Origin of the sequence: Methylobacterium sp. (genome assembly GCF_019745455.1) — a bacterium.
In the GTDB taxonomy this organism is placed as follows: domain Bacteria; phylum Pseudomonadota; class Alphaproteobacteria; order Rhizobiales; family Beijerinckiaceae; genus Methylobacterium.
In genome coordinates this window covers 1-15,448 of sequence record NZ_JAIETD010000049.1, presented here as the reverse complement: position 1 = coordinate 15,448, position 15,448 = coordinate 1, and the positions used below count along the sequence as shown (strand labels likewise).

The following is a 15,448-nucleotide window of genomic DNA, read 5'->3' as shown; positions in this document are numbered from 1 at the left end:
ATTCGAGACGCTCCGACCAGGTGAGCGCATCGCGATCGCATCGACGTCGAAAGGCTTTGTTTACCGGCCCCGACGAGATTTCCTTTCACGACCGCCGTGATCTTCGACACCGATCTGCCGACAAGGGATACCCATGCGACGTCCGGCTGCCGGCCTCAGCGCTTGCCTCGTCCTCGCCCTGTTCTCCAGCCTCGCGCTGGCCCAGACCGCCAAGGCGCCCGCGAAGGTCGAAAAGACCTTCCTGATCCCGGCGGCCGACGGCTACGGCGTGGGCGACTGTCTGTCCGAAGGCGGCAGCGCCTGCGGCAAGGTCGTGGCGGATGCCTGGTGCGAGTCGCAGGGCTTCGCCTCGGTCAACTCGTTCGGCATCGCCTCCCCCGAGGACCATACGGGCTCGATCGAGACGCCAGCGAAGCCCGTCGAAGCCCCGATCAGGATCACCTGCCAGGATTGATCGGCGGGCTCGAGTCCATCACTCCTTGAAGAAGTCGCCGCATTTCGGCGGCGGCTCGGTGCCCCAGGGCATCAGGGGGACGGTCGAGGTCGAGTTCTTGGGCGACCCCTGGATGACCTTGTCCGAATAGACCATGTAGATCAGCGTGTTGCGCTTGACGTCGCAGCCGCGCACGATCTGCATCGACTTGAAGATCAGCGACCGTCGCTCGCTGAACACGACCTCGCCCTGGCGCAGCTTGTCCTTGCCCTTGAAACTGACCGGGCCGACCTGCCGGCAGGCGAGGGAGATGTCGGACACGTCCTCGGCGAGCCCGAGTGAGCCCCTGATCCCGCCCTTTTCCGGCTGCGTGTAGTGGCAGGCGACGCCGGCCACCTCCGGATCGTCGATGCCGTAGACCACGAGTTTGTCGTTGGGGGTCAGCGGCCGCCACACCGTCGACTTGTCGAAGATGCGGTCGGGGTCCTCCGCGACCCATGCCGGAGCCGCCGCCATCGCCACGAAGGCGATCGCCGCCGCCTTCGCCGTGAGACCATGAAGCCACATCATCCCGTCTTTCCCCTTATTCGGTGCCTGCGCGGATGTGGGAAGGCTGTCGCAGATTCGCGAGGACGTTTAAACGTATGTTCGTGCTTCGGCGCCGACGACTCGCCGTAGCCGAGAGATCCGCCAAGCTCCACCCCCATTGCAGCCAGGCCGTGTCGCTGATCCTCCCGAAGATCTGCCTGCCGACGATTCGCCGCTCGAAGATCGGCGCCCGCCTGCGTGCCATCGCATGCGGCCTCGCCGGCGGTCTCGTCTTCATCATGCCGGCTCAGGCCGACACCTATTCGTGCCAGCGCTACAAGGTCGAGCTCGCCAACCTCAATTCCGGGGGCGATACCGCCCGTGCCCTTCAGAATGAGATCGGCCGGCTCAATGCCTATTACCGCACCCTCAACTGCGAGGGTGGCAAGTTCCTGTTCTTCGACACCAGGCCTCCGCAATGCGGGGCAGTGGAGCAGCGCATCCGCGCCCTCAATGCCGGCTACGGCTCGGAGAACGGCGAGGTGGTCGCCGCACGTCGCAGACAGCTCACCACGGCCATCGCCACCGCCTGCGCAGACAGCGGCAGGCCGATCGAGGCGGGCCTCGGCGGCGACCAGCGCGCCCGCGGCGGCGCTCAGGTGGTCTGCGTGCGCACGTGCGACGGCGCCTACTTTCCCATGACCAACCTTCCCGACGGTCGGGAAGGCGCCAACGAGCTCTGCCAGGCACTGTGCCCCGGCACGGAAGCCGCGGCCTACTCGATGCCCTATGGCGACGACGCCCTGCGCCATGCCGCCGCGATCAAGGGCAACCGCGCCTACGCCTCCCTCGCCAACGCCTTCAAGTTCCAGAAGAGTTTCACGCCGAACTGCTCGTGCAAGGCCGAGGGCAAGACCTGGGCGCAATCCCTCGTCAAGGCAGAGAGCATGCTGGTGCGGCACAAGGGCGACATCTTCGTGACGCCGATGCAGGCCGAGGCGATGTCGCGTCCCAAGGTTCGCCTGACCCTGGTCGGCCGCGCTGACAAGACTGCTGCGGGTCTCGCGGCCGACGCGGCAAGCCGCACCGGCGCCGTCGTCTCGGATGCGTCGCCGTCCGAAACGGTCGCGCCGGGGGCCGACGCGACCCTGCACCGCGCCTCCGCGGGCAATCAGGAGCCGGCGCCGGTGCGGATCATCGCGCCAACCATCATCGCCGTGCCGACGCGGACCGGGGTGCCCTGACGGGGCAAAAAGGCCATAAATTGGAACGATCCCGCGGTCCTTCAGGTTCGGAAGGCTCAACAACCACGCGAGATTGCCCACGATGCGGACCTTCCGCCTGCTGCTCCTGACCGGAACCGTTTTCCCGACCCTGGTGCTCGCCGACCCATCCGTCGGCCTTGGAAGCCAAGGTCAGCCAGGCATTCTTCTCCTGGCCCAGGGCGAGCGCGGCGAGCCTCGCGGCGACGGTCCGCGCGGTGATGGTCCGCGCGGTGGCGAGCGTCCGGAGCGGGCTCCGGCCGAGCGGCCCGAGCCCCGCGGCGAACGGCCGGAACCACGCGGCGAACGTCGGCCGGAGCCACGCGAGGCAGCCCCCGAGCGGCCTTCGCCGCGTCAGAGCGCGCCCGAGCGTCCGGAGGCGCCGGTCCGGCGCGAGGCCCCGTCTCGGCAGGAGCCGCCTGCTCGCCAGGAAGCTCCTGCTCGGCAGGAAACCCCTGCCCGACAGGAAACCCCTGCCCGACAGGAAGCGCCAAGCCGCCAGGAGGCTCCTTCCCGGCAAGAGCGGCCGGCCCAGCGCACACCCGAGCCTCAGGCGACCGAGCCGACGCGCCGGCCCACTGCTCCCGAAACGACCCCGGACCAGCGCCGCGAGCGCGAGCCCGGCGCCGAGAACGGACGCCGCGCGCCAGGAGCCGCGCCCCCGGCGACGCAGCAGCGCCCCCCCGAGGTTCCGCGCCAGCGCAGTCCCGATGGCGCGCCGACCGCGGCTCCAGGCACCACACCCGCGGTTCCCGGGAATCGCTCGGCACCAGCGACCGCCACAGACGCGCCGGCAAGCCAGCGCGCACCCGCTCCGAATACCGCGCCCGGCGTGCCCGGCCGCCCCGTGACGGCGCCGGGAGCGGGGCCGGCTCCCGATCGCGAGGGACCGCCCCGGTCGGGTACCGCACCGGCCGGACAGGCCGCGCCTCCTGCGCCCAATACGGCACTGGGCGTGCCCGGACGGCCCGTCAATCCGCAGCAGCTCGAGGACGGACAGCAGGACCGTCTACGACCCGGCCTCGACCGGGACGCCACCGATCCACGCAGCGGAGCCAGCCGCCAGGGCGCACCCTCGCCGGGCGGACTGCCCGACCGCGACGACCGGCGCGACAGCTTCAATACGCCGGGCCGGCCTGGCTATGTCGAAGGCGGATTCCGCAGCGACAACGATGTGCGCAGCTACGACCAAGTCCGCCGCGACCGGCGCGAGTTCACCGAGGACGGCCGCACCTATATCCGCGAGCCCGGCCGCATCATCGTGCGCGACCGCGACCGCACCTTCATCCGTCATGACGAGAACGAGCGGTTCCGCGATCTCGACCGCCGGGGATTCCGCAGCGAGAGGCGCGGATCCGATACGATCACGTATCTCAACCGGCCCGGCGGCGAGCAGATCGTGACCATCGTCGACGATGACGGCCGCCTGCTGCGTCGGTCGCGCCGGTTCCGCGACGGCCGCGAGGTGGTCATCATCGACAATTCCTTCGGCCCGCGCCGGCCGGTCTACGAGGACGTCGTCGACCTGCCCCCTCCGGCACTCCGTATCCCGCGCGACCGCTACATCCTCGATTACGAGGGTGCCGACGAGCGCACGGTCTACGAGACCCTTTCGGCGCCGCCGGTGGAGGCCGTGGACCGTCGCTACACCCTCGACCAGGTTCGCTACAGCCCGCAGCTGCGGGCCCGCATGCGCAGCATCGACATCGACTCGATCACCTTCGAGACCGGCTCGTTCACGGTGACGCCGGACCAGGCCTCCCGGCTCTCGACGATCGCGGCCGCCGTCAACCAGGCGATCCGCGCCAACCCGCAGGAGGTGTTCCTGATCGAGGGCTATACCGACGCCGTCGGCAACGACGTCGACAACCTCTCGCTCTCCGACCGGCGCGCCCAGTCGGTGGCGGCGGTGCTGACACAGAACTTCCAGGTGCCGCCGGAGAATCTGACGACGCAGGGCTACGGCGAGCAGAACCTGAAGGTGAACACGGAGGGACCCTCGCGCGAGAACCGCCGCGTCACCGTCCGCCGGATCACGCCGCTGATCCAGCAGCAGAGCGAGGCCGCATCGCCGCCTCGGTGAGACGGACTTGATTCGCCGGTCCAGTTGACGTCCCTCATCCTGAGGTGCCCGCGTCAGCGGGCCTCGAAGGAGCTCTCCCGGCATCGCCGCGCGAACTGGAGGCCTCCTTCGAGGCCTCCGCTCCGCTTCGGCACCTCAGGATGAGGTTGCGGATTGGGATGCGCGTTGGGAGTCACACGCATGGATGACGGGCCGCCGCGGATCGCATCAGGGACGCCCGCCTTCCGCCGGACCACGATCGCCCTCTTCGCCGCCGGCTTCTCGACATTCGCGGTGCTCTACGGCGTTCAGCCGCTGATGCCGGTCTTCTCCGACGAGTTCCAGATCTCGCCGGCCGAGAGCAGCCTCGCCCTGTCGGCGCCCTGCGCGACGCTCGCCGTCGCGCTCCTCGTCGTCAGCCCGCTCTCGGAAATCTGGGGCCGCAAGCCGGTGATGACGGCTTCGCTCTTCGCCTCGGCGATCCTCACCCTCGTCGCCGTGCTGGTGCCGGGCTGGTACGGCTTCCTCGCGCTGAGGGCTCTCACGGGCTTCGCGGCGAGCGGATTGCCGGCTGTTGCGATGGCCTACCTGAGCGAGGAGATGGACACCCGCGCCATCGGGCTCTCGATGGGCCTCCTCATCGGCGGCAACGCGCTGGGCGGCATGGTCGGCCGCTTGGTGGCGGGCATCATCACCGATCACGCCTCGTGGCGGCTCGGCCTCGGCACCATCGGCATTCTCGCCCTGATCGCCGCGATCGCGTTCTGGCGTCTGCTGCCGCCCTCTCGGCGATTTTCGGCCCATCGCATGGCGTGGCGCGAGGTGCCCGGAACCTTCGGCGGACACTTCCGCGATCCGGGTCTGCCCTGGCTCTTCGCCGAGCCGTTCCTGCTGATGGGCGGGTTCGTCTGCGTCTACAACTATATCGGCTTCCGGCTCCTCGACCCGCCCTACTCGCTGAGCCAGACCGCCATCGGCGCGATCTTCGTGGTCTACCTCGCCGGCACGTTGAGTTCGGCGGTCACCGGCGAGATCGCGACGCGGCTCGGGCGCCGCAAGGTACTCTGGCTCGCGATCGTCCTCGGTCTCGCCGGCATCGCCATGACGGCGTCGACCAACCTCGTCCTCATCATCGCCGGCATCGTCGTCGTCACGGTGAGCTTTTTCGGCGCTCATTCGGTGGCGAGTTCCTGGGTCGGGCGCCGTGCCCTCACCGACCGGGCCCAGGCATCATCGATCTATCTTTGCATGTACTATCTCGGCTCGTCGGTGCTCGGGACGGCTGGCGGCTTGTTCTTCGCCCATTCCGGATGGACCGGCATCGTCGTGTTCTTCGGCAGCCTCTACATCCTGGCCCTTCTCGTCGCCCTGCGCCTGTCGCGGCTCGCCCCGCTGGGATCGTGATCGTGCGGGAAATGCCGTGAAGGCCGTTGACCTCGCCGACCGCCGGTTCCATCTACGGGCGGCCCTGTCCTGGAAGAGGAAGCCCGGCGCGCTGTTTGAGGCGGTTCCGGCTCTACGTCACAGCTCGTGATCGAACTCGCCGTCGCCGTCGCGCTCATTCTCCTCAACGGAGCCTTCGCCCTGTCGGAGCTCGCCGTGGTCTCGTCGCGCAAGGCGCGGCTCCGGACCATGGTGGAGGCGCATCGCCCCGGCGCGAAGGCGGCGCTCGCACTCGCCGAGGAGCCGGGCCGGTTCCTCTCCACCGTCCAGATCGGTATCACCCTCGTCGGCATCCTGTCCGGCGCGGTCTCGGGCGCGGCGCTTGGCGAGCGCCTCACGGAGATCCTCGGGGAAGCGGGCTTGTCCAAGGCCGTGGCGGATCCCCTCGGCTATGGCCTCGTCATCGCCGCCATCACGTACCTGTCGGTCATCATCGGCGAACTCGTGCCCAAGCATGTGGCTTTGCGCGATCCCGAAGGCATCGCCTGCATGGTGGCGCCGACGATGCGGATGATCTCGCGCGTCGCCCTGCCCGCGGTCTGGCTCCTGGACGCCTCGACCCGGGCCGTGTTCCGCCTGCTCGGGCAGGAGACGGCGAGCGCCAGCGCAGTGACCGAAGAGGAGATCCGCAGCATCGTCGCCGAGGCGGAGACCGCCGGCGTGATCGAGACTGACGAGCGCAAGATGATCGCCGGAGTGCTGCGCCTTGGCGACCGGGCCGTGCGAGGCGTGATGACGCCGCGTACCGACGTCCGCTGGATCGACCTCGACAAGGACCCGGCCGAGATCCACGCGATCCTGCTCGAATCGCCCCATTCGCGGATGCCGGTCTGCCAGAGCAACCCGGACAACATGCTCGGCGTCGTGCAGATTCGCGAGATCGTCAAGCCGCTGATGGAGAACACGGATTTCAGCCTGCGCAATTACATCCGCAAGGCCCCGGTCCTGCCCGACACCCTCGACGCCCTCGACGCGCTCACAGCGCTCCAGGCCGCGGAGGTGCCGATGGCCCTCATTCACGATGAATACGGCCATTTCGACGGCCTCGTGACACCGGCCGACATCCTCGACGCCATCGCGGGCGCCTTCCATTCGGAGGACCCCGAGCCCGAATCCGTCCAGCGCCAGGACGGCTCCTGGCTCATCGCCGGCTGGATGCCGGTGGACGAGATGGCCGACCAGCTCGGGATCAAGCTGGAATCGAGCCGCGACTACGAGACCGCCGCCGGCCTCGTCATCGACCGGCTCCAGCGCCTGCCCGAAACCGGAGAGGTCTGTGAGATCTCCGGCTGGCGCTTCGAGGTCGTCGACCTCGACGGGCGCCGGGTGGACAAGATCCTGGTGTCGCGGATCATGTGAAGGCGGTCACTGAGAAAATCCGCCTTTTGCCGAAAGCCGGCGACCGACTTTCGGGTGATGCTCCAACATTCATGGTACCGCCCGATGAGGGGCGTGGGAAAAGTCTGGACGTAGCGGGCGGGCGAAGGCAGTCGCCACACGCGCCGCCGTCTTGAGCACATGACGGATGCCGCCTTGCGTCGCAGGGCGGCGCAGACGGAACGCCATGATGAGGGCGACGAACCCCTGTTCTGCATCGTCGAGGCAGCTTGGGTCAGGCGCACGAGAGTTACGTGTCGGAAGTGGCCGGACCCACCGGTGATCCGAGAGAGCATCAGACATTTTCTCGGGTCTCCCATGATGGTCGCTGCTCATTCCAAGCCGGATTTTACGTTATTCCGTCCTGAAGCAAGACTTGGGTCGCCTCTCCGACCGCACGTTTCTGCGATTCGCATTCAAAATCATGGATAAAGATAGGATAACCCTCTATCCGCCGATGGGGTGATCCACCCATAAGTAGTATTCTCCATTGACCTCTATTTGGTTTAAGGCATTCTATCACGCATACAATAAGCCAGCGAAGATCTAGGGGGGTGACGGATATGCCTATATTCGAATACAAAGATCGCGACGCCCGAGCCGAGGTTTCCGAGGCGTTCCATCTCGCCGCCTACACCATCATACCGTCAATCATCCAAAGTGGCGGCGCGCTTGACTTCAGCTCGGACGGAGATGGCCCGCTGCCCCCGGGATGGCGCGACCTCACTGCGGCGGAACTCGGTCTTTCGTCGGACACCGTCGATCGACTGGGCTTTTTCACAGGGTCGGGTTCGAAGGCGGCGCAGGCCAAGATCCTTGGGTGTTTTGACGACAAGGGCAATCTCACCCGAATCTCGGTGTCCTTTGCAGGGACCAACGACCTGGGCGACCTTCCCGACTACCTGAAGCTGGTCCAGGGCGCCTATATGGACGAGTTCCGCTATCTTCTCGACGCGACGGCGGCTTTCGCCCAGGCGAACAAGCTCTCGGGCAGCGATGTCGTGGTGACCGGGTATAGCTTGGGTGGAGGGGCAACCAACATCCTGGCGGAGAGGGCAGAAGATTTCAGTGAGGGTTTCTACGCCAGCAGCAACTTCTTCGGCTTTTCGTCGCCGACGATCTATGACAACAGCGATCGAATCCTTAATTTCGGAGCCGAGAACGACGTCGTTTACCGAGTAGTGGGCGATTCGGACGACAGTGTTAAGAACCTTGTCCGCGAAGCGCTCATCAACGAAGATAAGGAGTTCGGCTCTTCGAGCGATAATGTCGTCTTGTTCAACGACTTCTACGCCAGCCAGCAATCACCCTTTGGTCCTTTCGGCATCTTGAACTTGATCGGAGGCTGGAACGCGCATCTGACCAGACTGTTCGATCCTGTGATCGATCGCATCGGGGCGTCGAGCTTCTACGACATCATCGAGACGGACAGCACCGTCGTGGTTTCTCAGCTCAGCGGGCTGACGCGCGGCTCGACTTGGGTGGGGGACGTCGATCGCCCCACATCGAGCCACTTCGGAGATCCGGCCTTCATCCTCGGCACGGCGAAAGGCGATTTGCTTCGCGATGGCCGATCTGGCGATTACCTCGACGGCTTTGGCGGCGACGACCGGTTCCGCCTCTCGTCCGGCAGTGACACAGTGCACGGTGGGGAAGGATTTGACACCGTCGAGCTCGCCGGCACGGCAAGGGACTATTCGGCATACCGACTCTCGGACGGTACAGTCTACATGCTCGACCGCATCGGCGAGTCCGGCCTGGAGGAGCTGGTCTCCGTCGAGCAGATCCAGTTCGGGGAACTGTTTGCGCAGACCTACGCAGTTCGCCAGGACCGTCTCGATTCGAGTTCTTTCTTTGCGCCGGACATCCGTTACGCCGGCCATCGCGAGGGCACGGCGGGTAAGGACACCCTCTCCGGCACCGGTGGCGCCGACGCGATCTTCGCGCTCGGCGGCAACGACACCGTGAAGGGCGGCAACGGTAACGATCTGATCCATGGCGGAAAGGGCAACGACATTCTGCGCGGCGATGGGGGCGACGATCGCCTCTTCGGCGGCCTCGACGAGGATCGGCTAACTGGCGGCGCCGGCAACGACATCCTCACGGGGGGTGCGGGCGATGACGTCTTCGACTTCGTTGCCGGCGTTCTCGGCCGGGATACGATCGCGGATTTCAACGCGGGCGCAGAAGGACACGACGTTCTCGCCTTCGACGCGTCCCTGTTCGATTCGGCCCAGGACGCCCTCGCCGCTTTCCGCCAAGTCGGCGACGATGCAGTCCTCAAATTGGGGTCGGCATCGATCACACTGACGCACTTCAACGTCGACGACCTCAGCGTCACGCAGATCCAGTTCGCGTGAACTCGCTGGTGGTGTGCGGCCGACCGGTGCGAACCGCGTCACCGCCGGCCAGCCTGTCGCGCACCGTGGTCGCAGGGCCCGCACGGACCGCCCTACCCTTCGGGTCAGACCCGAGGCGGAGCATCCGTGGCGGCGCCGGACACGCGGAAACCGGCGGGCCGCATCTCGTCACGCAGCCTTCCCCGAGAGACGCCGCGACAGTTCATCGCGACCGATCAGCGGCAGCAGGCCGGCGAGATCGGGACCGTGCTCGAGACCGGTGATCGCGAGGCGCAACGGCATGAACAGCCCCTTGCCCTTGGCGCCCGTGGCGGTCTTCACGGCGCTGGTCCACGCCTTCCAGGTCTCGCCGTCCCAGGGTTCGGGCGGCAGCAGCTCTGCGGCCTTGGCGATGAAGGCGGGGTCGGCGACGGAAGGCGTCACCGGGCCTGCCACGACCTTCCACCAGTCGCCGGCCTCCGCGAACTTGGCGAGGTTTGCCCGGACCGCGCTCCAGAACGCCTCGGCGCGGTCACCGGGCACGCCCATGGCGGCGAGCCGGTCGTGGGCCTCCTCGAACGGCATGGCGTGGATCAGGCGTGCGTTGAGGCCGTCGAGCTCGTGCGGATCGAATTTGGCCGGCGCGCGGGAGATCTGAGCGAGGTCGGTGAGCGCGGCGAGTTCGTCCATGGTGGCGACCGCCCGCACCGCCTCGGCCGAGCCGGTGAGCACGGCGAGCGAACGCACCGCCGCCGGCTCGAACCCGTCGTCGCGAAGGCCCCTCAGCGAAAGATGGCCGAGGCGCTTCGACAGGCCCTCGCCGTCGATGGTGGTAAGGAGGTTGTGGTGCCCGAAGGCCGGGACTGGATAGCCCAAAGCCTCGAAGATCTGCACCTGCACGCCGGTATTGGTGACGTGATCCTCGCCGCGGATGACGTGGGTGATTCCGAGGTCGGCGTCGTCCACGACGGAGGGTAGGGTGTAGAGGTAGGTGCCGTCGGCCCGGATCAGGACGGGGTCCGAGAGCGAGGCGCAGTCGACATGGGCTTCGCCTCGTACAAGGTCGTTCCAAGCGACGCTGCGCGCATCGAGCTTGAAGCGCCAATGGGGCTTGCGCCCCTCCGCCTCCAGGGCGGCGCGGTCGGCCTCCGTCAGTTCGAGGGCGGCGCGATCGTAGATCGGCGGCTGCCCACGCCCGAGCTGGCGCCGGCGCCGGCGCTCGAGCTCCTCCTGGGTCTCGTAAGCCGGATAGAGCCGTCCCGCCGCCTTCAGGCGCTCAGCCGCGGCATCGTGGATCGCGGCGCGCTCGGACTGGCGCGCCCGGAGATCCGGCACGATACCGAGCCATGCGAGGTCTTCCTCGATCGCGCGGGCGAATTCCTCCGTGGAACGCTCGGCATCGGTATCGTCGAGGCGCAGGAGGAAACGGCCACCGTGGCGCAAGGCGAATAGCGCGTTGAGGAGCGCCGGCCGGGCATTGCCGATATGGAGGTAGCCCGTGGGCGAGGGCGCGAAGCGGACGAGGGGAGCATTCATGCCCGCCCTCTAGCCGATTTTCACGGACTTGGCGCCAGAGGCCGCTGCATCACCGTGGTGTCGACCCAGCGCCCCTGCTTGAACCCGACCTCGCTCAGGGTGCCGACGATGCGAAAGCCGAGGCGGGTGTGCAGGAGGATGGAGGGCGAGGCGGGCGCCTCCGGCAGGGTCGTGATGATCGCGATCATCTGGCGCCAGGGGCCGGCCTCGCAGCGGGCGATGAGCGCGGCCATCAGCGCCGAGCCGATGCCGCCGCCGCGGCGCCCCTCGGCGACGTAGACCGAGCTCTCCAGCGTATGGCGATAGGCCGAACGGGTGCGATAGGGACCAGCATAGGCGTAGCCGAGGAGCCCCGCCTCCCCCTCCGCGACGAGGTAGGGAAAGCCGCCGGCCCGGATCGCCTCGAACCGGGACCGCATCTCGGGCAGGGACGGGACCGTCTCCTCGAAACTCGCGAGCGATCCCGTGACGTAGCCCGCGTAGATGGCTTGCACGCCCGCCATATCGGCGCGTTCGGCGTCGCGGACGATCACGGCGGTTACTGCCCCTTCGAATCCGGCGTCGCGTTGGGGAAGAACAATTGCTCGCCGTCGATCTTGTAGCTGGCGATCGCCTCCTGGCCGGGCTTCGACACGAGCCAGTCTATGAAAGCCTGCCCCGCCGCAACCTTCACCTGCGGATGCTTGACCGGATTCACCAGCATGACGCCGTACTGGTTGAACAGGCGCCGGTCGCCGGCAACCAGGATGGTGAGATCGCCGCGATTCTTGAAGGAGAGCCAGGTGCCGCGGTCGGAGAGGAGGTAGGCGTTCGAGGCGGAGGCGGTGTTGAGCGCCGGCCCCATCCCCTGGCCGATCTCCTTGTACCATTCGCCCTTGGTGGCAGCGACGTCGACATCGGCAGCCTTCCAGTAGCGCAGCTCAGCCGCGTGGGTACCGGAACGGTCGCCCCGGGAGATGAAGGGGGCTTTCGCCGCCGCGATCCGTCGCAAGGCTTCGAGCACGTCCTTGCCGCCGGCCCTTGCCGGATCGGATTTGGGTCCGACGATGACGAAATCGTTGTACATGACGTCCTGGCGCTTCGACGCGAACCCTTCCGCCAGGAACGCCTCCTCGGCCTTGGTGTCGTGGACGAAGACGACGTCCGCGTCGCCGCGACGCCCGACGTCGAGGGCCTGTCCGGTGCCGAGGGCCACCACCTTGACGCCGATGTTCTTGGCCGCGGTGAAGACGGGCAGCAGGTGCTTGAACAGGCCCGATTGCTCGGTGGAGGTGGTGGAGGCGACGGTGATCGTCTCGGCCGGCTCGGCCCGAGCCCTCCCGGCCAGGACCGCAGGCCAGGCGAGAGCAAGTGCGAGGCAGAGGCTCAGGACGCCGCGGCGGTGGAAACCCATTCGTATTCTCCCCGAATATAGGCCTTCGCCTCCGGCGAATGCGGCTGGCTCAAGATCTGACGGATGGCACCCTGCTCGACCACGCGGCCGGCGGCAAGGACGACGACCTCTTGGGCGAGCCGCGCAACCTGCCCGAGATTATGCGACACCAGGATGATGGCGATGCCCTCCCCCGCCATCTCGGCGACGAGACGCTCCATCCGTTCGGTGGCGGCCGGGTCGAGGCTTGCGGTCGGCTCGTCGAGGAGGAGGAGGCCGGGCCGCGTCGCCCAGGCCCTGGCGAGAGCCAGGCGCTGCTGCTCGCCACCGGACAGCTTGAGTGCCGGGTCGTCGGCTCGGTCGAACAGGCCGACACGGCGCAGGGCCGCCTCGACCCTGTCCTTCCGCTCCGCTCGCGTCAGGCCGAGCGGTGCAAGCGCGACGGCGACGTTGCGGGCAGCGCTGGCGCGGATCAGGGTCGGGCGCTGGAACACGAAGGCACGGCGGACATCCTCGCCCTCTCCGATCCGGATCGTGCCGGCCTGCGGCCGCAACAGCCCGTCGATGAGCCGAAGGGTGACGCTCTTGCCCGCGCCGTTCGGGCCGATGATCGCGGTAATCCCGCGCCCCGGCAGGACGAGATCGAGGCCGTCGATGATCGTACGTCCGCCGGCTTCGTAGCGCAGACCCTCGATGCGTATGGAGGGCACGGCGCTCATCCGTATGCGCGCAGGGCGAAGGATTTCAGCATCGCGGCAGTGGCGTTCACGGCCACGACAAGTCCCATCAGGACGAGGCCGAAGGCCAGCGCAAGGGCCAGGTCGCCCTTTTGAGTTTCCAGCGAAATCGCCGTCGTCATCGTGCGGGTATGGCCGGCGATGTTGCCGCCGACCACCAGCACAGCGCCGATCTCGGATATCGCCCGACCGAAGGCGGCGAGGACGATCGTCACCAGCGAGAAGCGGACGTCGTAGATCAGCACGAGAACCCGTTGTGCCAGCGAGAGGCGGAGCGACCGGAGCTGCTCGCCGAGACTGGCGTTCGCATCGGCGATGGTCTGGCGGGCGAGGGCGGCGACCAGGGGAGTCACCAGCACGGCCTGCGCGGCGATCATGGCCGTCGGGGTGAACAGGAGACCCAAGGACCCGAGAGGACCGGAGCGAGACAGCATCAGGTAGAGGATCAGGCCGATGATCACCGGCGGCAGGCCCATGGCGGCGTTCAGCAGGGTCACCAGCACCTGACGGCCAGGCCACTCGGCGAGGGCCACGAGAGCGCCAAGCGGAATGCCGACGAGGGCGGCCACGAGCACTGCCGAGGCACTGACGCGAAGCGACAGTGCCGCGATGGCCACCACATCCTGATCGAGGGTGCCGAGGAGCGTGAGCGCCTCGCTGACGGTCTGAAGCATCCGACTGTCGATACCACCGCGCGGCGCGATCCGGCTACGGTGATCGCCAGAACGGTGGAAAATCCCCCTCCTGATCGTCGTTTAAGAATTGCTCGGGCGTCCCCGAAGCGCCTGCAGCCCAGATCTTTATTATGTGTTCAAAGCAAAGGGATTTTCCCTGCCGTCTCCGAGTCTTATAGCGTGGCCGGAGCCGAAATAGCTGATGTTTCAGAAGCTTAACAGATGTTATTTCACATAACATACACGGAACTGAAATGGCCTCCGGCGGTTCAACTCGCCGAGTGAGGGGAGGCCGATGATTAAGCAAAGCGTCACCGCCTACGACACCGTCGCGTCGGGTCACGACGAGGTTCGTTCCGGCTCAGCCGACATCACGGCAGACTCGATGGATCGGCCGCGGTCCACGACCGAAGCCGATCCCGTCATCGCGCTCGCCGAAGAGCGGGTCCGCATCGACAAGACATCCGTCGATGGAGACCGGATCCGGGTCAGCACGCGAACGGAGATTATCGAGGAGGTGCTGCGCGAGACGCTGCGAGGCGACGCCGTCGGCGTCAGCCGCCTGCCTGTCGACCGCGTCATCGCGGAAGGCGAGACGGCGCCTCAGGTCCGAACCGAGGGGGGCGTCACGATCATCCCCGTGCTGGAGGAGGTACTCGTTGTCGAGAAACGCCTCGTCCTCAGGGAGGAGATTCACATCCGCCAGACGACATCGGGCGAGGATGTCGAGGTTCCGGTGACGCTGCGCAAGCAAGCAGCCGTGGTCGAACATCTCGGCCCCGACGGCCAGCCCCTCCATCTCAAGCAACACGAGCCGAACGAGGAGACGACGCCATGACCCAGACCGTGACCGCCCTGTTCGACAGCCGCGGAGAGGCCGAGACGGCGATCGAGAAGCTGGTGCAAGCCGGCATCGCCCGCGACACGATTCGTCTCGTGCCAGGTGCGGAGGCGACGAGCCGTACTACCAGCGGATCCTACGACCACACCAAGGATTCCGGCGGGTTCTGGAACTCCCTCAAGGACTTCCTTCTACCGGAAGAGGATCGCTACACCTATTCCGAGGGTTTGAGCCGCGGCGGTACGCTTGTCAGCGTCAGTACCGAAGCCGGACACGTCGATCGCGTCTCGGACCTGCTCGAATCCGTCGGCGCCGTTTCCCTGGACGAGCGCGAGGCTTCCTGGCGCAAGGAAGGCTGGACCGGATACACCAGCGGCTCCAGCGCGGTCCACGGCGGCACCTCGGCCGCCGCGGCGGGCGGCAGTCCAACCTCAGGCACGTCGGCCGGCCGCGACGAGACCATTCCGGTGGTCGAGGAGAACCTGCGGGTCCGCAAGCGCGTCGCCGAGGGCGGCCGAGTCCGGGTCCGTTCCTACGTGATCGACACGCCGGTGAACGAGCAGGTCACCCTGCGCGACGAGAGCGTCCATGTGGAGCGCCGCCCCGTAGACCGGGCCCCGACTCCGAGCGACGAGCGCCTGTTCGAAGAGAAGACCATCGAGGCCAGGACGCGGTCGGAGGAGGCGGTGGTCTCCAAGGATGCCCGCGTCGTCGAGGAGGTCGGCCTGCGCAAGGAGGCCAGCGACCGCACCGAGACCGTCACCGACACCGTGCGCCGCACAGAGGTCGAGGTCGAGGACGAGCGCGGCCAGATCAGCCGGACCGGCACCACGGACAAGACCGG

The 15,448-nt window shown here is 67.3% G+C and carries 14 protein-coding genes; 8 read left to right on the top strand and 6 right to left on the bottom strand.

Going from position 1 to position 15,448, the window contains the following annotated elements; translation table 11 throughout:
- Positions 1–133: 133 nt before the first annotated feature.
- On the top strand, positions 134–454 hold the full coding sequence (locus K2Y56_RS11775) for a hypothetical protein (RefSeq protein WP_292507576.1): 321 nt from the start codon (positions 134–136) through the stop codon (positions 452–454).
- A gap of 18 nt (positions 455–472) precedes the next feature.
- Here the strand turns inward: K2Y56_RS11775 and K2Y56_RS11770 are convergent, their stop codons facing one another.
- Positions 473–949, bottom strand: coding sequence for a CreA family protein (locus tag K2Y56_RS11770; protein WP_292507622.1), 477 nt, complete (start codon positions 947–949; stop codon positions 473–475).
- 128 nt (positions 950–1,077) lie between these two features.
- Between K2Y56_RS11770 and K2Y56_RS11765 the strand changes: the two genes are divergently transcribed.
- The 5 genes from K2Y56_RS11765 to K2Y56_RS11745 all read left to right on the top strand — a co-directional run bounded on the left by K2Y56_RS11765 (position 1,078) and on the right by K2Y56_RS11745 (position 9,465).
- Complete coding sequence (locus tag K2Y56_RS11765; RefSeq protein WP_292507575.1) at positions 1,078–2,205, top strand: DUF2865 domain-containing protein; 1,128 nt, start codon at positions 1,078–1,080, stop codon at positions 2,203–2,205.
- Between the two features lie 82 nt (positions 2,206–2,287).
- Positions 2,288–4,306, top strand: coding sequence for an OmpA family protein (locus tag K2Y56_RS11760; protein WP_292507574.1), 2,019 nt, complete (start codon positions 2,288–2,290; stop codon positions 4,304–4,306).
- A gap of 180 nt (positions 4,307–4,486) precedes the next feature.
- A complete protein-coding gene (locus K2Y56_RS11755) occupies positions 4,487–5,689 on the top strand; it encodes an MFS transporter (protein WP_292507573.1) in 1,203 nt (400 codons plus the stop codon).
- A gap of 126 nt (positions 5,690–5,815) precedes the next feature.
- Positions 5,816–7,087 (top strand): hemolysin family protein, encoded by a 1,272-nt coding sequence (locus K2Y56_RS11750; RefSeq protein WP_292507572.1) that lies wholly within the window; start codon positions 5,816–5,818, stop codon positions 7,085–7,087.
- A gap of 581 nt (positions 7,088–7,668) precedes the next feature.
- Entirely contained in the window at positions 7,669–9,465 is a 1,797-nt protein-coding gene (locus K2Y56_RS11745) for a hypothetical protein (RefSeq protein ID WP_292507571.1), read from the top strand.
- Positions 9,466–9,633: 168 nt separating this feature from the next.
- Here the strand turns inward: K2Y56_RS11745 and gltX are convergent, their stop codons facing one another.
- From gltX to K2Y56_RS11720, 5 genes are read right to left on the bottom strand one after another with little or no spacing between them, the layout of a single operon-like run.
- Positions 9,634–10,980 carry a glutamate--tRNA ligase gene (gene gltX, locus K2Y56_RS11740; RefSeq protein WP_292507570.1) on the bottom strand — a complete coding sequence of 449 codons (1,347 nt, stop codon included), beginning with the start codon at positions 10,978–10,980 and terminating at the stop codon, positions 9,634–9,636.
- 20 nt (positions 10,981–11,000) lie between these two features.
- Positions 11,001–11,513 (bottom strand): GNAT family N-acetyltransferase, encoded by a 513-nt coding sequence (locus K2Y56_RS11735; protein WP_292507569.1) that lies wholly within the window; start codon positions 11,511–11,513, stop codon positions 11,001–11,003.
- Between the two features lie 5 nt (positions 11,514–11,518).
- Complete coding sequence (locus K2Y56_RS11730; RefSeq protein ID WP_292507568.1) at positions 11,519–12,373, bottom strand: substrate-binding domain-containing protein; 855 nt, start codon at positions 12,371–12,373, stop codon at positions 11,519–11,521.
- Complete coding sequence (locus K2Y56_RS11725; RefSeq protein ID WP_292507567.1) at positions 12,346–13,071, bottom strand: phosphate ABC transporter ATP-binding protein; 726 nt, start codon at positions 13,069–13,071, stop codon at positions 12,346–12,348. The genes K2Y56_RS11730 and K2Y56_RS11725 overlap by 28 nt, the downstream gene beginning before the upstream one ends.
- Positions 13,068–13,763 (bottom strand): ABC transporter permease, encoded by a 696-nt coding sequence (locus K2Y56_RS11720; protein WP_292507566.1) that lies wholly within the window; start codon positions 13,761–13,763, stop codon positions 13,068–13,070. The genes K2Y56_RS11725 and K2Y56_RS11720 overlap by 4 nt, the downstream gene beginning before the upstream one ends.
- Before the next feature lie 385 nt (positions 13,764–14,148).
- Here K2Y56_RS11720 and K2Y56_RS11715 point away from each other — a divergent pair, with 385 nt between their 5' ends.
- Positions 14,149–14,601, top strand: a complete 453-nt coding sequence (locus K2Y56_RS11715; RefSeq protein WP_292507621.1) for a YsnF/AvaK domain-containing protein — start codon at positions 14,149–14,151, stop codon at positions 14,599–14,601.
- The coding region (locus K2Y56_RS11710; RefSeq protein ID WP_292507565.1) for a YsnF/AvaK domain-containing protein at positions 14,598–15,448 on the top strand (851 nt) is incomplete at its 3' end. The genes K2Y56_RS11715 and K2Y56_RS11710, both read left to right, overlap by 4 nt.